We start from the raw sequence: 19,066 nt of genomic DNA, 5'->3' as shown, positions 1-19,066 counted from the left end.
GAAAAAAGGTACTGAGGATTATCTGTCCACTCCCCAATACCTGTTCATCAGCCCTTCCCATAGCAGGGCAGGATCAGCATCAATCACGCTGCTTATTCGTCAATTCCCTTCTCTCTTAAGTACTCAATAACATCTCCAACTGTTTCGATGTCAGCAAGTTCTTCAGCAGGAATCTCTGTATCATACTCCTCTTCCAGCGCCATAGTAAGCTCAAATAAATCAAGAGAATCCGCACCTAAATCTTCCTTAAAAGAAGTATCCAGTGTAATCTCATCTTCTTCGACACCTAACTGCTCCGCAATAATCTCTTTCATCTTTTCTAACATAAGAAAAAATCTCCTTTTTATAAAATGTGTTAATAATGTTCAAAATCATTCAACTTCAGATCACACAAATGATCCGTCCACAAGTTACGTAGCAGCAACGCCGCTATCTTTAAAACTTCAAAGCCACTTCCCTTAAAAACAGTACAAAATGACCTTTTGACTCTAGTATCATACTATTCCCACATTTCTTTGTCAATATTTTTTAAAGGTTATCTTTTGTGAATTATATCCCCGCTTTTATGAACCTTCTTAATTCTTCTTGACATAAGAAAAAAAATACAATATTATAAAAATAGTAACTCTTATTGTTATCATTTGATACAAATTATATTGACTATTCAAAATTATGGAAACAGCGTTAACTACGAAGTAATTCGTGACATCAATTCAGGAATCAAATATCTTTTGACCCTGTATCAGTTTATAGAATCATGAAACCCATTTATGAAAGGAGAATAAATATGAGCGCGCCAATGAAGAACAGCCGTCAAAGAAATGCCATATTAGAATGTGTCATGAGTCATCATGATCACCCTACCGCCGACATTATTTATCAGGAACTGCGCGAAAGCTTTCCTAATATTAGTCTTGGAACTGTATACCGTAACCTTTCCTTATTAACTTCTTTAGGAAAAATCATGAAGATCACCTGCGAGAATCATGCTGATCATTTCGATGGCCAGACAATTCCTCATGCACATTTTCAATGTAAATCCTGTGGATGTCTTCAGGATATTCCATTCAAACCTTCTGTTCATCCACAAGAAGACATTGGTGAAGGCTTCGATGGAATCATTTCTGACTATACCATTACCTTCCGAGGATATTGTGCAGCTTGTGCTCAAAAATCGTAATTTGTAGATTTCGTGTAGACGAAAAAAGAAAAAAATAATACACCCCATCTGCTCTGTAGTCGCTGTATTTAAGATGCTCGTTCGCATCTTAAACACGCTCCGAAGCCGCATCTGGGATGTATTATTTTTTTCTTTTTTCTGGCTATTCTAAATCTACAGTTGGTGAGAATGGGGATTCTCCAAAAGTCTACGCTTTTTATTCAGATGGAAACTTCCAGAAGAAATGTGTCAATCCCTTAGGCTTCAATTTCCCGAGAATCTATAACCTTCTAGAGAATTTTTCGCTAGTTAACTCTCATAATCTTCTGGCGAATCCCCTTCTTTTTCCAACAGAAATTACTAATTTGCTATTTGTTATCAAAACAAATAGCTGCTGAAACAAAATTTTATGCTGAATTGCAAAAAACTATGATAAAGAAAAAAGAATTGTTATAAGTATTGCATTTTGTGACTTTGCGCTAAATGCTTATTTTTCCTCAAAAGAAAATAGCAGGGGATACAACAGAAGAAATAGAACTCCTTATATAAATGTCAGTTTCTCGAAATTTAAGTTCCTGGAAAGTTATACTCTTCTGGAGAATCCCCATTCTCACCGATTGTGGATTTAGATAGTCAGAAAAAAGAACGAATACCCTATCCCATATGCGGCTTCGGAGTGTGTTTAAGATGCAAACAAGCATTTTAAACACAGCGACTACAGAGCAAATGGGATAGGGTATTCGTTCTTTTTTCGTCTATACGAAATCTACACATAAATATTTTTTTAATTTTTTTGTTGACAAATTTTCATCTTTAGGTTATTATAAAACAGTAATGATTATTATTACTTTTTCAAAAGAATTTTTCATTACTATGCAATGTTACTTATATGCTTTCGATAACGAATAAGACGCCATCTTAATAGTTATCAGACATTTATTTTAGAAAAGGAGATTATTTATTATGAAGAAGTTTGTATGTAGTGTATGTGGATATGTTTATGAAGGTGAAGCTGCTCCGGAATTTTGCCCACTTTGTAAGGCACCTGCTTCTAAGTTTATTGAGCAGACAGAAGAGAAGACATGGGCTGCTGAACATGTTGTAGGTGTTGCAAGTGATGTTCCAGAAGATATTAAGGCTGACTTAAGAGCTAATTTTGAAGGCGAGTGCAGCGAAGTAGGTATGTATCTTGCTATGGCACGTGTTGCTCACCGCGAAGGATATCCTGAAATCGGATTATACTGGGAAAAAGCTGCTTATGAAGAAGCTGAGCATGCAGCTAAGTTTGCTGAGTTACTTGGCGAAGTAGTTTCTCCAAGCACAAAAGAGAACCTCAAAGTACGTGTAGAGGCTGAAAACGGTGCTACTGCTGGTAAGTTCGATCTTGCAAAACGCGCAAAGGCTTTAAATCTTGATGCAATCCATGATACAGTTCATGAGATGGCTCGTGACGAAGCTAGACATGGAAAAGCATTCGAAGGATTACTTAAGAGATACTTCGGAGATAAATAATTACTAGTTTATTACCAGTGAACTAATAAAAATACTGAAACTATATATAGTAAAACATAAAAATAATCGCGATGTAAAAATACTGAAAAGAGGTATTTTTACATCGCGATTATTTTTATGTAATTTTTTCTTACTTTAATAATCCAACTGCTATCACTGACAATAACGGTATCGTCACTACCGACAACAGTGTCGTAATCACAAATATCTCTGAACCGTAATATGCGTCTCTATCATACCGCTGTGCAAACATTACAACCGAAGTTCCTGCCGGACAGGCCAATGCGATAAATACGGTAAATGCTACCTCAAACTCAAGTGGCAGTAGCCATAAGATAACAAGCCCTGCCAATGGATATACAATAAGCTTTATAAAACTTAAATAATATAGGCGTTTGTTCTTTAGGCTCTTTAAAATATTCCCTTGAGCAAGATTGGCTCCTGCAACAATCATTCCAAGCGGTGTATTCATTGAAGCAATCATTTCCAAAGGATTTTCAATAAATTGAGGCAGTCGAAGCTGAAATAAAAATAATATAATTCCTACGATAACCGCAATAATCGCCGGACTTAAGAAATTCTTCCATGCTCCTTTTAAATCCTTACTATCTCCCATTAAAACAACGCCATGTGTCCAAAGCAATACGTTAAAGACTGTGATATAGGCCGTCATATAAAAGACACCCTTATCTCCAAGTACTCCACTAATTAAAGGAATCCCAATAAAACCAGAATTCGAATAGGATACTGCGATTTTTTCCACAGAACTACGGTTCTTATCCCCATGAAAAAGGAACTCCGATACAATGATCATAAACAAAAAGGTAAGAAAAGAAGCCAGTAAGGCCCAGAGTAATCCATACAAAAGCTTCTTATTAAAATCAATCTGATACGACTGAACAATCAATAACGGAGAAACTAACAACAGCAGTACATTTGAAAGATGCTTCGTACTAACATCATCAATAATCTTCCCTTTGTAGATTATTACGCCTACAAGCAGTATCATAAACATCTCTATAATTTTCTTTATTACAATAAGTGACATAAATATACCCTTCCTAGTGTTTTATTCACAAAACATTTTACCCGATATTTAAAATTCCTTCAAGAAAATTTCTGATTTGTAGATTTGGTAATAGACGAAAAAAGAAAAAAATAATACATACCATCTGCTCTGTAGTCGCTACGTTTAAAATGCTCATCCGCATTTTAAACACGCTCCCAAGCCGCATCTGGGATGTATTATTTTTTTCTTTTTTCTGATTATTCTAAATCCACAGTTAGGCAACGTGGAATGTACCAGAAGGATATGACTTTCCAGGAAATTAAAGTCTAAAGGATTGACGCATTCCTTCTGGAGATTTTATCTGAATGAAAATCGTAGATTTCTGGACAAATCCCTTATTTTTATCAGGCAAAACTTCTGATTCCATCTGGCGCCAAAGAACAGAAACCCAGAAATGTTATATAGAATAAAATGTGATGTCGGAGCAAATAAAAATGCCGGTCAGGCATTTTCTATGCCGCGACTATCTTCATATTTTATTCTATATAACATTTCTGGGTTTCGTTTCTTTAGTCCATCAAATCAGGAGTTTATAGTACTTTTGTGGTCCATTTACTCATGTCCCAGACTTCGTTTACGACATCTTTATAGAATTCCGGTTCATGGCAAATAAGAAGAACGCTGCCTCGGTAGTCGAGTAATGCTCTTTTTAATTCCTCTTTTGCATCTACATCAAGATGATTGGTAGGCTCATCCAACAAAAGAACATTGGTGTCTTTATTGATAAGTTTACAGAGACGGACTTTTGCCTGTTCTCCTCCACTTAAAACGCGTACTTTGCTTTCGATATGTTTCGTGGTGAGTCCACATTTTGCAAGGGCGGAACGCACTTCATACTGGGTAAATCCAGGAAATTCTTCCCATATTTCTTCAATACAGCTATTTGGGTTTTCTCCTTTTACTTCCTGTTCAAAGTAACCAATCTGAAGATTTTCTCCTTTTTCACAGCTTCCTGAAAGAGGTGGGATTAGTCCAAGTAAACTCTTTAATAATGTTGTTTTTCCAATTCCGTTTGTTCCAATTAAGGCAATTTTTTGCCCACGTTCCATATAAAAATCTAAAGGTTTTGATAATGGCTCATCATAACCAATTACAAGTTTCTTTGTTTCAAAGAGCATTTTCCCTGGAGTACGGCCATAACGGAAGTTAAATTCTGGCTTTGGTTTTTCTGCTGCCAATTCAATAAGTTCCATTTTATCGAGTTTTTTCTGCCTGGACATTGCCATATTTCTTGTGGAAACTCGTGCTTTATTTCTCGCTACGAAGTCTTTTAATTCATTGATTTCCTGCTGTTGACGGCGATATGCCGCTTCAAGCTGTGCTTTTTTTACTGCGTAAACTTCCTGGAAATGTTCATAATCTCCGACGTAACGATTCAGCTCTTGATTTTCCATATGATAAATGATATTAACAACCTCATTCAGGAAAGGAATATCGTGAGAAATTAAAATAAATGCATTCTCGTAATCGAGCAAATATCTTTTCAGCCATGCAATATGTTCTTCATCAAGATAGTTGGTAGGCTCATCTAACAAAAGAATGTCCGGTTTTTCTAATAAAAGTTTACCAAGAAGGACTTTTGTTCTCTGTCCACCACTTAAATCTGTAACATCACGATCTAATCCAAGATCTAACAGGCCAAGCGCTCTTGCTACTTCTTCTACCTTTGCATCAATAGTATAAAAATCATGAAGAGTAAGGTCATCCTGAATCAGTCCCAATTCCTCCATGAGAAGCTCCATTTCTTTCTCATCAGCAGAACCAAGCAGATCACAGATTTCATTCATTCGTTCTTCTTTTTGTAATAAAGGATCAAACGCAGATTTTAATGCATCCTGAATTGTCATTCCTGCTTCTAATACCGCATGCTGGTCAAGATATCCAACATTTACATTTTTCGCCCACTCTACTTTTCCTTCATCCGGCATCATTTTTCCGGTAACAATACTCATAAATGTGGACTTTCCTTCGCCATTTGCACCGACAAGACCGATGTGTTCTCCTTTTAACAGTCGAAAAGAAACATCGTTAAATATCGCTCTGTCTCCAAAACCGTGGGTCAAATGCTCTACATTTAAAATACTCATATATTCTCCTTAAAATTCTATTTATCTCAGCTTATGCTAACCAGAATCACGCGCCAAGTCTCGCGGCGGCTCGACTTGAATTTCAAATTTACTATAATGACTTTACTATAACAAGAGGCTCTCGTCAATCAAACTGGCAAAGTTCCTTTCCTAACTTTCTAAAATCATCTCAACTGAGATAAACTAAAACTTATCCAATTCCTACTGAATGTAGTATCGGAGTATTTTTGTACTTGTTTTTGCGAGAAAATTTTTCGTCAGTTGTGCAAAAATACTTCGATACTACATTCCACAAAAAAACCTCCCAAAGGATTGCTCCCCTGAGAGGTTCTTGCGCTGCTGTTTGAAATTTGTAGTTCGAGTAAACGAAATTAACGCTTGCTGAACTGAGGTGCTCTACGAGCTTTTTTGAGACCGTATTTCTTTCTTTCTTTCATACGTGGGTCACGAGTTAAATATCCAGCTTTCTTTAATGCTGGACGGAATTCTGGGTCAGCTTCCAGTAATGCTCTTGCAATACCGTGTCTGATCGCACCAGCCTGTCCTGTGTATCCGCCACCGTGTACATTAACTAATACGTCAAATTTATCTGCTGTGGATGTTAATTCTAATGGCTGACGAGCGATTACTTTTAATGTGTCATATCCAAAATATTCATCCATGTCTTTTTTATTGATTGTTACTTTACCTGTTCCTGGTACGAGATATACTCTTGCAACACTGCTTTTTCTTCTACCAGTTCCGTAATATCTTGTAGTAGCCACTTACTTTTCCTCCTTAAATTAATACTAGATTGCTAATTCCTTAGGCTGCTGTGCAGCATGTTTGTGATCAGGTCCAGCGTATACGAAAAGCTTTGTATACATCTGTCTTCCAAGAGGTCCTTTAGGAAGCATACCTTTTACGGCAAGTTCGATAACTTCTTCTGGTTTCTTGTTTAATTTTTCTCTTAATGTTGTTTCTTTCATTCCACCAACATAATCGCTGTGGTGATAGTAGATCTTCTGATCTAACTTCTTACCGGATACTTTGATCTTGTCAGCGTTAACGATGATTACATAGTCACCGCAATCCATATGAGGTGTGAAGATCGGTTTGTTCTTTCCTCTTAAAACACTTGCAACTTCAGATGCAAGACGTCCTAATGTATGTCCTGTAGCATCAACTACATACCAGTCTCTAGTGATGGTAGATGGGCTAGCCATAAAACTTTTCATGAGTAGTTCTCCTCCTGTTTATTCTAAAAAAATCAACGGTTCAGATATGACTTCCTGGCTGTCCGGACCCTCCATCATATCAATCCTGCTTACGCAGGTATATGACAAAATGCATCTCGGGGCTTTTGAGATTACATTTTATATGCATACCACAATTTCATATTATATAACACTCTTTTCAGTGTGTCAACAATATTTTTGCCACAAAATATGGGGTTTTTTAATTTTTTACGTCCTGTAATTTACAAATATTCAATCTTTTTCAAAAAAAGCCCTTTTGCCGGAACGGTTTCTCCTGCTTTTGAACGATCGCAGGCTGCAAGTATCTCTTTTACATGCTCTGGTGGATAGACTCCTAATCCTACTTTAATTAGTGTTCCACTGATAATGCGGACCATGTTATAGAGAAAACCTTCTCCTGTTACGCGGATTATTACTTTCTGAGATGGATATTCTCCTTCTGAAAGTGAATGAGTTTCCACTTCTATTCCTGTCACAGTTCTTACCGTTGTCTGTGCCTGTGTTTTTGAAGCGCAAAAACTTTTAAAATCATGTGTTCCAACAAGATATTGTCCGGCTTCCTGCATCGCTTCTACATCTAATGGAAAGATGACAAGATGAGAATAAAGCCTCTCTGTTGGCAGAGGAATCTTTCCATTTTGAATATGATATTCATATGTTTTCCTTGTATCACAATATCTTGGGTGAAAATCATCCGCCACCTGCGCAGAAGACACAATTCGTATATCTTCTGGAAGCTGTGGGTTTAATGCAAAACAAAGTTTTTCTGCAGGAATCGTTGTCTCTGAATCAAATACTGCTACATTTCCAAAAGAATGTACTCCAGAATCTGTTCTGCTTGCTCCGATTATGTGTATCTCTTCTTTTAAAAAATCACTCAATGTTTTATTCAGTACTTCTTCTATCGTAATCCCATTCGGTTGAATCTGCCAGCCGCAATAGTTTGTCCCATCATAGGCCACTACTAATTTAAATCGTTTCATAAGTTTTATTCTCTCTCCTATGTTTATCAGTATGCAGCACTGATTATTCTAACATCTTTTATATAGTAACATATATTAATATCAGGGTCAAAAAGTCAGAAAGCCGATGCAGGCTTGCCTGAAAGAGAACTTTTGATACCAACATCATATATTTCTTATATTAAAATAAAACTACAAAAAATCATAATTGCTACATATAAAAGCATGATTCCATATGCGGCATAATCTTGTTTTTTATAAACAAGGGGATGTAATCTTGTCTTTCCTTCCCCACCATTGTAACATCTCGCATCCATTGCCATTGCAAGATCGGAAGCTCTTCTGATCGCTGCGATAAAGAGTGGTACTAAAACAGGAATCAGCTTTTTTCCTCGTTCTAAAATATTTCCACTTTCAAAATCAACACCTCTTGACATCTGTGCTTTCATGATCTTATCAAGTTCTTCTGTTAAAATTGGAATAAAGCGAAGAGCAATCGACATCATCATAGCAATTTCATGTACAGGAATATGCACTTTTTTAAGAAATTGAAACCCTTTTTCAAGTCCATCCGTAAGCTGATTCGGTGTTGTCGTAAATGTCATAACTGACGAACCGATGACAAGGTACACTAAACGTATAACAAGATAAAATGCCATCCATAAGCCCTGCTTCGTAATGGATACCGGTCCAAGTTTTATTAATACTTCTCCTCCCACACTGATCATATTAATAATCGCTGAAAAACAGATAATAACAAACAGTGGTTTTACACCTCGAATCATCATAGAAAATGGTACTTTTGACAGCTTTATTGTGAAAGCAAGAAATACTGTTGCAATTCCAAGACTTAATAAACTTTTCGGAAAAAATAAAGTAATAACAAAAAGCAATGTCCCTAAAAGTTTTACACGAGCATCCAGTTTATGAAGTACGGAATCTGCTTTATAATATTGTCCTAATGTCATTTCCCGAATCATTCGCTGCCTCCTATAATACATTCTGCCAGTTCTTCTATGGTAAGAGGAATGGCATTCTCATTTTGCAATGTTTGTCTGTTAGAATCTATGCTTTCCTGTATCTGCATTTTCCTTAATTCCAGGTAAAATTCTACTGTTTGAGAAATTCCAAGTCCCGTCGTTGTAAGATCATCTTTCCTTGCAAATATTTCTCTGGTCGTTCCATCCATTTTCAGAGTTCCATCTTCCATAATTAATACGCGATCTGCATGTGCCGCAACATCATCCATGTTATGAGAAACAAGTACAATTGTAATTCCTTTGTCTTTGTTAAGATGATGCAAAAGCTGAAATAACATCCTTTTACCAGGAGCATCCATTCCGGCTACTGGTTCATCTAAAATAAGATATTCTGGTTCCATAGCTAAAATTCCGGCCAAAGCTACTCTCCTTTTTTGTCCTCCGGATAATGAAAACGGAGAAACCTTTTCAAGTTCTGCTGGCAGGCCCACAAGCTTCATTGCATACCGAGCCTTTTCTTCACATTTCTTTTTATCAAAACCAAGATTTTTCGGTCCAAATGCGATATCCTTTAATATAGTTTCCTCAAAAAGCTGATATTCAGGATATTGGAAACAAAGTGCTACCTTCTGCCTGAGTTTTTTTAAATCATACTTTTTCGACCATATATCCTGGCCTTCAAAAAAATATTGTCCACTTTGTGGCTGCAAAAGTCCATTTAAATGTTGAATCAATGTTGACTTTCCTGATCCGGTCTTCCCTACAATCGCTACAAATTCTCCAGGTTTTATAGATAATGAAACGTCTTGTAACGCATCTTTTGCTTCCTCAGCACTTCTTTTTTTATACTGATAACTGATATTTTTCAGAACAATGCCTTTTTCTTTCTCTGTTTCTGCAATACATTTCTTCTGTTGATTCTCTACTTTCTTTTCAGTGAACAAGAAACTTTCTTCTTGCTGCCGGCATTTAAAAAACTCAAGTAGTTGCTTCTTTGTATATATTTCTTTCGGTATATTCAGACCTTTTTTTCTTAATTCTGCAATAAACGAAATCTCAAACGGAAGTTCTAGATTATTTTCTGTTAATTGATCTGGCATCTTAAATAATGTTTCCGGAGAGCCTTCTAACGTAATGGCTCCTTGCTTCATCACATACAGATAATCTGCCTTACTGACTTCATCAAGGAAATGTGTTATATAAATAATCGTAATATGTTTTAAACGATTCAAATCATAAATCGCTTTCAATACCTCTTTTCGGCCTTCTGGATCAATCATCGCCGTTGGCTCATCAAAAATAATACATTCCGGTTCCATCGAAAGCACCCCGGATATCGCGATTTTTTGTTTTTGTCCACCGGAAAGTGCATTCGGAGAATGTTCCCGATATGCACTCATTCCCGTAGCTTCTAATGCTCTCGTAATTCTTTCCTCAATTTCTTCTCTGGGAATCCCCATATTCTCAGGACCAAAAGCGATATCTTCTTCCACGATATTTCCAATCAACTGATTATCTGGGTTCTGAAATACCATTCCCGCTGTCTTCCTAATAGGAAGAAGTAGTTCATCTTTCGCCGTATCCATTCCATTAACATAAATTATTCCACCGGATGGCTTTAGTAAAGCAGCAAGCTGTTTTGCAAGTGTTGACTTTCCCGATCCGTTATGACCAAGAATTCCGACAAAATCACCTTTCTTAATTGACAAAGAAACATGATCAATCGCTGTATGTTCAATAACTTCTTCTTTTTCCCCGGAATATATTTTATAGTTAAATAAAAGATTTTTCACATCGATCAAATTCATCTGATTTTATTCTCCATTAATTATCAATCTTAGTTTGACAAAGCTAACACCCATTATACCCTATTTTTTTATAACATTAAATATCTATTTATTAAAAACAAAAAAATCTTATAATTGCGTTTGTATCTTTAGTTGTTAAGAATTCGATGCTTAACTGCATCAAACTCTTGTACTAAGGATACATTTGCAATTATAAGATTTTTATTTTGTCTATTGAACTAAATGAAAGTCAACACACGTAAAATTAAACTAATTCAATGATAACTTCTAATGCAGCATCACCTTTACGCTGAGCAATTTTAACGATTCTTGTGTAACCACCGTTACGTTCAGCATATTTAGGAGCGTACTCATCAAAGATTTTCTGAGCAAGATCAATTTTCTTTGTATTTGCTTTTCTTCCTTTTCCTTCTGCAGGAACTTCAGTTACAGGGTATAATACCTTTAACATCTGACGTCTTGCATGAAGTCTGGATGGTAAATCTTTTTTGATTTCTTTTTCAACTGTTTCATAAACAGTTACTTTCTTTCCGTCAACTACTTCTTTAACTCTCTTGCCTTCTGCGTCTTTCTTAGCTACTTTAGCCTGAACCTTAACAACTTCAAAGTTGTCTTTTTCTTTAACGCCAAGTGCGATTAAGCCTTCTGCAATTTTACGGATTTCTTTTGCTTTTGCTTCTGTAGTACGAATCTTTCCATGATAGAGAAGCTGTGTAACCTGGTTACGTAATAAAGCTTTTCTCTGGTTAGATGTTCTTCCTAATTTTCTGTATTTTGCCATTTTAATGGACCTCCTGTTTATTTTTCGCCATGCCTACTAATACCTTCAGCCTAAGCGGGTCTATATTACTTTGTTTATGGTAAGAATTACTCTTCGCTATTATTTAAGGAAAGACCTAATTCTTTTAATTTAGCTAATACTTCTTCAAGAGACTTACGTCCAAGGTTACGAACCTTCATCATATCTTCAGGTGTCTTGTTTGTAAGTTCTTCAACAGTATTGATACCTGCTCTCTTTAAGCAGTTATATGAACGAACAGATAATTCTAATTCGTCAATATTCATCTCTAAAACTTTGTCAACCGGATCCTGAGCTGTTTCTACCATAACCTCAGCCTTCTGAGCATTCTCAGATAAGTCGATAAAGAGGTTAAGATGTTCACTCAGAACTTTAGCAGCAAGGCTCACTGCTTCGTCCGGTGCCAGTGTTCCATTTGTAAATACATCTAAAGTCAATTTATCAAAGTCTGTAATCTGACCTACACGAGTATTCTCTACAGTAAGATTAACACGCTCTACAGGTGTATAAATAGAATCTACTGCAATTACATCAATGGACTGATCTTCCGATTTGTTCTTATCAGCGCCTACATATCCACGGCCTTTTGTGATAGTCAGCTCTGCTTCAAAATGGCTGTCTGCACCGCCACTTAAAGTTGCAATAACTAAATCCGGATTAATGATTTCAATATCACTGTCAACCTGGATGTCTGCTGCTGTAACTACACCCTCTCCGCTGAACTCAATAAAAGCGCGTTTTGGTTCGTTAGAAGAACTGTTATTCTTGATAGCCAGTTCTTTAATATTCATAATTATTTCAGTGACATCTTCTTTTACACCAGGAATAGAGCTGAACTCATGAAGAACGCCTTTAATCTTCACTGCACTTACTGCTGCACCTGGTAAGGAAGATAACATGATTCTTCTTAAGGAGTTACCTAAAGTTGTGCCGTACCCTCTTTCCAGTGGTTCCACCACAAAACGACCATATTTATTGTCTTCTGAAATCTCTGCTATTTCAATTCTCGGTTTTTCGAATTCAAACACGAATGGGACCCTCCTTTTGGGTAATTAATTGGAAAATCAATTCCAGGTTTACCAGCTTCCATATACTATAATTGAATGCCTGTATGATAGCAGGCATTCAATTAGAAGAATCATTTATTATTTAGAATATAACTCGACAATGAGTGTTTCATTAACTGGAACATCGATCATATCGCGAGAAGGAAGTTCTTTAACTGTTCCTTTTAACTCTTCGATATCAGCATCTAACCATGCTGGTACAAGAACACCGCCAGTTGCCTCAACGATATCTTTGTATCTCTGCATTGTCTTTTTGTTTTCTTTAATTTCAACTACATCGCCAGCTTTAATTCTGTAAGATGGAATGTTAACGCACTTACCGTTAACTAATACATGCTTATGTCCAACGATCTGTCTAGCTTCTTTTCTTGTTCTTGCAAATCCCATACGGAATACTACGTTGTCCAGTCTGGACTCAAGAAGAACCATTAAGTTAGGACCTGTAAGTCCTTTCATTCTCTCTGCTGTAGCGTAGTAGTTTCTGAAAGGTTTTTCTAAAACACCGTAGATGAATTTTGCTTTCTGTTTTTCACGAAGCTGAAGACCATACTCGCTGATCTTTCTGCTGGAACGAACTAACTTTCTGTTTGATTTCTTATTCACTCCTAAATATACAGGATCCATATCTAAGGATCTGCATCTCTTCAGGACTGGAGTTCTATCAATTGCCATTCTTACTTACCTCCTATTAGACTCTTCTACGTTTTGGTGGACGACATCCGTTATGAGGTACTGGTGTAACATCTTTGATGCTTGTTACTTCCAGACCACATGCCTGAAGTGCACGAATTGCTGCTTCTCTTCCTGAACCTGGTCCTTTAACCATAACTTCAACAGTCTTTAATCCGTGTACCACTGCTGCTTTAGCTGCTGTTTCAGCTGCCATCTGTGCTGCATATGGAGTAGATTTTTTGGAGCCTCTGAAGCCCATTTCTCCAGCACTTGCCCAAGAAAGAGCGTTACCTTCAGAGTCAGTTAATGTTACAATTGTATTATTAAAAGATGACTGAATATGAGCCTGACCGTGCTGTACATTCTTTTTAACACGTTTCTTCGTCACCTTTTTGGTCACTTTCTTTGCCATTGACGAAACCCTCCTATAGGATTAATCTATATTAATACTTATCTCTAAATTACTTATTTCTTCTTGTTTGCAACAGTTTTCTTAGGACCTTTACGTGTTCTAGCGTTTGTCTTTGTCTTCTGTCCACGAACAGGTAATCCTTTTCTATGACGGATTCCTCTGTAGCAACCAATTTCCTGTAAACGTTTGATGTTCATAGCGATCTCACGACGTAAATCACCTTCTACAGTATAATCTGCATTGATGATTTCGCTAAGACGACGAACCTCGTCATCAGTTAAATCGCGTACACGTGTGTCAGGATTAACGTCTGCTGCTTTTAAAATCTGATCTGCACTTGTTTTTCCAATTCCATAAATATAAGTAAGACCGATTTCTACACGTTTTTCTCTAGGTAAATCAACACCTGAAATACGAGCCATGTGTGCACCTCCACTAAATATTCATCCAACAAAATTCATCGCTGCCGCGTACGGTGAAATGTTCAGCGTGTCTTAAGTTTGGATTCGTCTTGTTTTCCTTAATTATAGTATTGTTTTATGTCGTGAAATACACAGTATTCCCAGACTACAGCGTGACCGTCTTATCGTTACAGACAAACTGTAAACTCTTTCGCGCTGCATGGCAGTGCTGTCTTCCCGCACTGTCTTTTTACGAAAATATATTGGCGATTACTCACCACAGCCGCTTTTCGTAAAATTGCTTAATTGCCATGACGGTGGCAATAATTGATGATATCCGCAAAACTCAATAGTTTCTCTTGCATCTGACGTAAATACTCAGATTGAAAGGATATCATACCAATGACACAACAAAATCAAGAATATACTCTCCACTCCCAAATTCTGCTGAACCCGGAAGCAAGGTTTTATCCCTGTCTCTGTTTATGTTTTGGATTTTCGCAAATGATTCTGATTGCGCCTTTGCGTTTAATGACTTTGCATTTTTCGCAGATAGGCTTAACTGATGCTCTAACCTTCACGATTTTCTCTCCTTTCCAAAACGTTCGGCAATTATTATATCATCTTTCTATATTAAAAGCAAGCACAATTCTTCCGAAAAACGACAAAATTCTAGCCATTCTTCAGTCAAATCATACAAAACCTTTTAATCTATTTATCTCTCCAGATAATTCTGCCTTTTGTTAAATCGTATGGGGAAAGTTCAATTGTCACTTTATCTCCTGGTAAAATCTTAATAAAGTTCATACGTAACTTTCCGCTGATATGTCCCAGTACCTGATGACCATTCTCTAACTCTACCTTAAACATAGCGTTAGGAAGCTTCTCGACTACCTTTCCTTCTACTTCAATAACATCTGATTTTGACATATTTAATCCTCCTGCTTTCTTACTTTACGCCCTTCCATTCCAGCGATCTCATCATAGATCCTCTGATTGGCATCCTCCGAAGAAATCAGGGATGGAAAAGCTTCTGCCATTCTCTCAGAGCGTATCATCTGAATATGTTTCTTCTTTTTCCACTTCGGATTATCAATGGTTCTTCTTACTCCATCCGACAATCCAATCATCTCACCTTCCTGCTTTACAATCATGTAAATTCTTCCTTTATCGTGACCGCAAAGGGATGTGGCAAAATAACCTAATTTATATTCTAGCATAAATCTTCTCCATTACCAAGTAAAAATTTATAAAAAAATCACTTTTCTTTTTGTTCACTATGCAAAGCTTCTTTTTCTTCTGGAAGCATTGTGAGAATCTCGCATCCCTCATCTGTAATAGCAATCGTATTCTCATAATGTGCAGAAAGCTTTCCGTCTACCGTTGCTACTGTCCAGTCATTATCAAGCCAGTAAACATCATAGGTTCCTTCATTGATCATCGGCTCGATCGCAAGTGCCATTCCCTTTTGCATCTTAGCGCCTCTTCTTCTCTGCACAAAGTTCGGAATCTCCGGTGCTTCATGAAGCTTCGTTCCAATCCCATGCCCTGTCAGATCACGCACAACAGAATATCCGTTGTTTTCCGCATAAGTCTGAATACCTCTTGCAATATCAACTAAATGATTGCCAGGTTTTGCAAATTTAATACCTTCAAAAAAAGATTGTTTTGTAACATCAATAATCCTCTGTGCTTCCGGACTGATTTCTCCTACACCATGTGTCCTTGCAGCATCGGAATGATATCCTTTATAAATAAGTCCTGCATCAAGGCTTACGATATCTCCATTGTCAATGTATCTTTTTTTTGAAGGGATTCCATGTACAACTTCATCATTAATCGACACACATACAGAAGCCGGAAATCCCTGATAATTCAAAAAATTAGGAATGCATCCAAAGTCTCTGATCATTGTCTCACAAATCCGATCAATATCCTTTGTTGTCATCCCCTCTTTTAATTCCTTACGCATCTCTTCGTGAACCAGTGCCAGTAAACGTCCTGACTCACGCATCAATGCAATTTCATGTTCGTTCTTTATTGTAATTGCCATTATTTTCTCCATATCTAAATGTAAATGCTATAGTAATCCTACGTTCACATACTTATCTATCTTACACATTATATAACAGTTACAGTACATTATAACTACTCTGGGACTTATATTTTATAACCAGTTTTTATCAATTTCAATCTTTAACTCACAAAACATATCATAAAATTCCTCTTTTGCCCGCATAACAATTCCCAACGCAATCTTTTCATTATAAGAATGCGTTACATTATTTCTCTCCTGCAAAGCTCTAAGCCACAGTTCCTCATCTTTAATCATACCTGCCTTATAAGCTGTTTTTAAAATAATTTTAGGAGAACCGGTTGCTCCCTCCTCATACCCATGTGATTCCAGAATTTCTTTCATCATTTTCCATGACTGTTCAAAGCAAACTTCAAATAGTCCAACCAGACCTGTTAAAATAACCGTGTCATATGGTGGATCATACTTATAAATTTCCTGCATATTAGATAAAGCAGAACAAAAATTCTCATACTTTTTCATATAAAATCTTTCCTTCCTGCATAATAGACTGCCTTAACTCATCCTGCATTTCTCTGCTCATATCAACAATATCATATTCTAACAATGTTGATGTTTCCTCATCTACATCCAAAACAAATCTTGCAAAATCACCACCTACAACAGCCAAATCAATATCACTGGTACGTTTATAATCGCCTCTGGCTCTTGACCCAAATAATATGACCTTATCTATATTATATTTTCTTGCAAAAGTTCGTATCTCTTCTATTACTTTTGGTTTTATTCCTGTATTATTCATGAGACACCCTTTCGTTTATAATAGTTTATAATAAAAAAGGCTATCGCACTATAAGAGTGATACCGCGACAGCCCTTTTCATTTCAAACACACTCTATCCAAGAACCTTTGTAATCTTTTCAAATACTACATTGATATCTAAAGTTCCGTCTACTGTTAAAAGAGAACCCTTCTTATCGTAATACTCAATTAAAGGCTTGGTCTGATCATGATAAACCTGCAGTCTCTTCTTAACGGTTTCCGGCTTATCATCTTCACGAAGAACTAACTTCTCTCCGCAATGGTCACAGATACCCTCTTTCTTAGGTGGCATATTTACTACGTGATATGTAGCGCCACAACCAACACATGCTCTTCTTCCGCCCATTCTGTTGATGATATTCTCGTCAGGGACATCTACATTAATTGCATAATCAATCTTTTCATTCTGATTATTCAAAGCATAGTCAAGAGCTTCTGCCTGTGGAATGGTACGTGGAAAACCATCAAGGATAAATCCTTTAAAACAATCCTGTTCTTTAATACGGTCTACTACAAGATCAACAACCAGTTCGTCTGGTACAAGCTGTCCTGCATCCATGTATCCTTTTGCTTTCTTTCCAAGTTCTGTATTATTCTTAATATTAGCGCGGAAAATATCACCTGTGGAAATATGTGGAATACCATATTTCTCTGAAAGTTTCTTTGCCTGAGTTCCTTTACCTGCGCCAGGAGCGCCTAACATAATAATCTTCATTATTTATTAACCTCCAGATTTAACATCATCATATATTTAAACATATACGATTTTATTCTAACCCTATTCTCCAAGAAATACAAGAAAAATTTTGACTTATGCAACAAAGGAGACGCCTCCAGAAAGAGAAATAAGCTATATTTGTGACTTTCGTCGCTACAGGTTGAATGTTCGCTTAACCACTCACATCCAACCTTTGCTCCCAGGCCACAAATATAGCTTATTTCTCTTTCTGGAGGCTGTTCTTTGGCTACTGAAGTAAAAACAGATTTCCTATTCTTCCTGCTCCCATTTCCAAATCCCCCAATAAATTTGTAAAATAGGAACAAGCAGAAGTTATTTCACATTCTTTGTAAAGCTGATTTCTGGATTCTTTAAATAAGTATAATAACCAGTATGTCTTCTGTATAATGTCCCATCCAAATATCCCATATTTTTAATAACTTTACCGTTCATTTTTACAATGGATGTTGCCCATTTATTTTCAGGATTCTTTTTCCAGTTATGATTGTTATAATATTGATATCTGTATAAGTTTCCATTTTTAACACAAATTCGGATAGAGAAATCTGAACCGCCGTTTGTAAGGTAATTCTGTCCATCTTTTTTTGAAAGTAAAAGCCATCTGCCTCCATCTTTAAATGTATCCATCTTTACTACTTTGCCATTTTTATAATAATAAATCTGGCATCCTGTGTAATGTCTTCCCGTTTTATCGTTTTCTGCTCCTTGTGTTCCTCTTAAAAGTACAGGGGCATTATTGTCCCCAATATTTGCGATGGCATAATATTTTTTATTACTTACATTTTTCCTTAAATATTTTTTATATGCCTTTATCATAGTTGATGATGTTACTTTTCTAGATTCTATTGTTGGGATTGCTTTTGAGGTATTTGTTTTTACTTTCTGATTTACTTTCTTAACCTGTTTTTGCTGGGCGACAGCAGCCTGCACATTTCCTGCTGGAACAGACAAACCAATTGGTATTGTTGCGGCAAACAAAAAAGCTGTTGCCATTACAGAGCTTTTGATTTTACTCTTTACTGCCTGTACATCTCCTCGCTTACTTTCTAAAACCTTGTTTGTAAAATTTCTTTCTGTCTTTCTCATTTTACTCATCCTTTCTAAGATAATCTTTATTGAAGCCATCACTGCTTCTACCTATATATACGAGATAAAATGAGAATCCCACAAAATAAAAGTAAGTGGTAGATAGTGCGTACCTTGACAAAATTTTAGACCGCCAAACGGCGGTCTTATTTTTTCTCTGTCTTTCTGCATTTCTCTGGAAGATTTGGTGACCATGGCAACAGGTCCTCACAAAAACT

The 19,066-nt window shown here is 36.6% G+C and carries 23 protein-coding genes; 2 read left to right on the top strand and 21 right to left on the bottom strand.

Features of this window, described 5'->3' with window-relative positions:
• Nucleotides 1–92: 92 nt before the first annotated feature.
• Nucleotides 93–326 carry an acyl carrier protein gene (gene acpP, locus FYJ25_RS12535; protein WP_021906543.1) on the bottom strand — a complete coding sequence of 78 codons (234 nt, stop codon included), beginning with the start codon at nt 324–326 and terminating at the stop codon, nt 93–95.
• A 461-nt stretch (nt 327–787) separates the two neighbouring features.
• Between acpP and FYJ25_RS12530 the strand changes: the two genes are divergently transcribed.
• A complete protein-coding gene (locus FYJ25_RS12530) occupies nt 788–1,180 on the top strand; it encodes a Fur family transcriptional regulator (RefSeq protein WP_242970730.1) in 393 nt (130 codons plus the stop codon).
• Nucleotides 1,181–2,122: 942 nt separating this feature from the next.
• On the top strand, nt 2,123–2,671 hold the full coding sequence (locus tag FYJ25_RS12525; protein ID WP_021906758.1) for an NADH peroxidase: 549 nt from the start codon (nt 2,123–2,125) through the stop codon (nt 2,669–2,671).
• A 130-nt stretch (nt 2,672–2,801) separates the two neighbouring features.
• On the opposite strand, the gene FYJ25_RS12520 is transcribed toward FYJ25_RS12525, so the two are convergent.
• From FYJ25_RS12520 to FYJ25_RS12425, 20 genes are all read right to left on the bottom strand, one after another.
• On the bottom strand, nt 2,802–3,719 hold the full coding sequence (locus tag FYJ25_RS12520; protein WP_154581427.1) for an AEC family transporter: 918 nt from the start codon (nt 3,717–3,719) through the stop codon (nt 2,802–2,804).
• Nucleotides 3,720–4,270: 551 nt separating this feature from the next.
• Entirely contained in the window at nt 4,271–5,827 is a 1,557-nt protein-coding gene (locus tag FYJ25_RS12515; RefSeq protein WP_096241112.1) for an ABC-F family ATP-binding cassette domain-containing protein, read from the bottom strand.
• Nucleotides 5,828–6,198: 371 nt separating this feature from the next.
• On the bottom strand, nt 6,199–6,591 hold the full coding sequence (gene rpsI / locus FYJ25_RS12510; RefSeq protein WP_005344640.1) for a 30S ribosomal protein S9: 393 nt from the start codon (nt 6,589–6,591) through the stop codon (nt 6,199–6,201).
• 24 nt (nt 6,592–6,615) lie between these two features.
• Nucleotides 6,616–7,044 carry a 50S ribosomal protein L13 gene (gene rplM, locus FYJ25_RS12505; RefSeq protein WP_005344638.1) on the bottom strand — a complete coding sequence of 143 codons (429 nt, stop codon included), beginning with the start codon at nt 7,042–7,044 and terminating at the stop codon, nt 6,616–6,618.
• A gap of 242 nt (nt 7,045–7,286) precedes the next feature.
• Nucleotides 7,287–8,048 (bottom strand): tRNA pseudouridine(38-40) synthase TruA, encoded by a 762-nt coding sequence (gene truA, locus FYJ25_RS12500; RefSeq protein WP_096241113.1) that lies wholly within the window; start codon nt 8,046–8,048, stop codon nt 7,287–7,289.
• 155 nt (nt 8,049–8,203) lie between these two features.
• Nucleotides 8,204–9,007, bottom strand: a complete 804-nt coding sequence (locus FYJ25_RS12495; RefSeq protein WP_021908060.1) for an energy-coupling factor transporter transmembrane component T family protein — start codon at nt 9,005–9,007, stop codon at nt 8,204–8,206.
• On the bottom strand, nt 9,004–10,815 hold the full coding sequence (locus tag FYJ25_RS12490) for an energy-coupling factor transporter ATPase (RefSeq protein ID WP_154581426.1): 1,812 nt from the start codon (nt 10,813–10,815) through the stop codon (nt 9,004–9,006). Before FYJ25_RS12490 ends, FYJ25_RS12495 begins: the two co-directional genes overlap by 4 nt.
• Nucleotides 10,816–11,059: 244 nt before the next feature.
• The gene (locus tag FYJ25_RS12485; protein ID WP_021908062.1) at nt 11,060–11,596 is read right to left on the bottom strand and encodes a bL17 family ribosomal protein; all 537 of its coding nucleotides are present in this window, start codon (nt 11,594–11,596) and stop codon (nt 11,060–11,062) included.
• A gap of 86 nt (nt 11,597–11,682) precedes the next feature.
• Entirely contained in the window at nt 11,683–12,642 is a 960-nt protein-coding gene (locus FYJ25_RS12480) for a DNA-directed RNA polymerase subunit alpha (RefSeq protein WP_096241115.1), read from the bottom strand.
• A 117-nt stretch (nt 12,643–12,759) separates the two neighbouring features.
• Nucleotides 12,760–13,353 (bottom strand): 30S ribosomal protein S4, encoded by a 594-nt coding sequence (gene rpsD, locus FYJ25_RS12475; protein ID WP_005344625.1) that lies wholly within the window; start codon nt 13,351–13,353, stop codon nt 12,760–12,762.
• A 16-nt stretch (nt 13,354–13,369) separates the two neighbouring features.
• Nucleotides 13,370–13,765 (bottom strand): 30S ribosomal protein S11, encoded by a 396-nt coding sequence (gene rpsK, locus FYJ25_RS12470; RefSeq protein ID WP_005344623.1) that lies wholly within the window; start codon nt 13,763–13,765, stop codon nt 13,370–13,372.
• Nucleotides 13,766–13,818: 53 nt separating this feature from the next.
• Nucleotides 13,819–14,187, bottom strand: coding sequence for a 30S ribosomal protein S13 (gene rpsM / locus FYJ25_RS12465; protein ID WP_021908065.1), 369 nt, complete (start codon nt 14,185–14,187; stop codon nt 13,819–13,821).
• A gap of 446 nt (nt 14,188–14,633) precedes the next feature.
• The gene (gene rpmJ / locus FYJ25_RS12460) at nt 14,634–14,747 is read right to left on the bottom strand and encodes a 50S ribosomal protein L36 (RefSeq protein ID WP_081452247.1); all 114 of its coding nucleotides are present in this window, start codon (nt 14,745–14,747) and stop codon (nt 14,634–14,636) included.
• Between the two features lie 130 nt (nt 14,748–14,877).
• Nucleotides 14,878–15,096 (bottom strand): translation initiation factor IF-1, encoded by a 219-nt coding sequence (infA, locus tag FYJ25_RS12455; protein WP_005344620.1) that lies wholly within the window; start codon nt 15,094–15,096, stop codon nt 14,878–14,880.
• Between the two features lie 2 nt (nt 15,097–15,098).
• Nucleotides 15,099–15,386, bottom strand: coding sequence for a KOW domain-containing RNA-binding protein (locus FYJ25_RS12450; RefSeq protein WP_021908066.1), 288 nt, complete (start codon nt 15,384–15,386; stop codon nt 15,099–15,101).
• A 38-nt stretch (nt 15,387–15,424) separates the two neighbouring features.
• Nucleotides 15,425–16,219: a type I methionyl aminopeptidase gene (map, locus tag FYJ25_RS12445; protein ID WP_096241116.1), complete on the bottom strand. Its 795-nt coding sequence runs from the start codon at nt 16,217–16,219 to the stop codon at nt 15,425–15,427.
• 114 nt (nt 16,220–16,333) lie between these two features.
• The gene (locus FYJ25_RS12440; protein WP_096241117.1) at nt 16,334–16,723 is read right to left on the bottom strand and encodes an HI0074 family nucleotidyltransferase substrate-binding subunit; all 390 of its coding nucleotides are present in this window, start codon (nt 16,721–16,723) and stop codon (nt 16,334–16,336) included.
• Nucleotides 16,710–17,003 carry a nucleotidyltransferase family protein gene (locus FYJ25_RS12435; RefSeq protein WP_096241118.1) on the bottom strand — a complete coding sequence of 98 codons (294 nt, stop codon included), beginning with the start codon at nt 17,001–17,003 and terminating at the stop codon, nt 16,710–16,712. The genes FYJ25_RS12440 and FYJ25_RS12435 overlap by 14 nt, the downstream gene beginning before the upstream one ends.
• 93 nt (nt 17,004–17,096) lie before the next feature.
• A complete protein-coding gene (locus FYJ25_RS12430) occupies nt 17,097–17,738 on the bottom strand; it encodes an adenylate kinase (RefSeq protein ID WP_096241119.1) in 642 nt (213 codons plus the stop codon).
• Nucleotides 17,739–18,074: 336 nt separating this feature from the next.
• On the bottom strand, nt 18,075–18,848 hold the full coding sequence (locus tag FYJ25_RS12425) for a hypothetical protein (RefSeq protein WP_154581425.1): 774 nt from the start codon (nt 18,846–18,848) through the stop codon (nt 18,075–18,077).
• Nucleotides 18,849–19,066: the final 218 nt, after the last annotated feature.

This window comes from Anaerobutyricum soehngenii, assembly GCF_009697165.1.
Taxonomy (GTDB): domain Bacteria; phylum Bacillota; class Clostridia; order Lachnospirales; family Lachnospiraceae; genus Anaerobutyricum; species Anaerobutyricum soehngenii.
The sequence above is the reverse complement of the archived record's forward strand: the minus strand, read 5'-3'. Positions and strand labels throughout refer to the sequence as shown.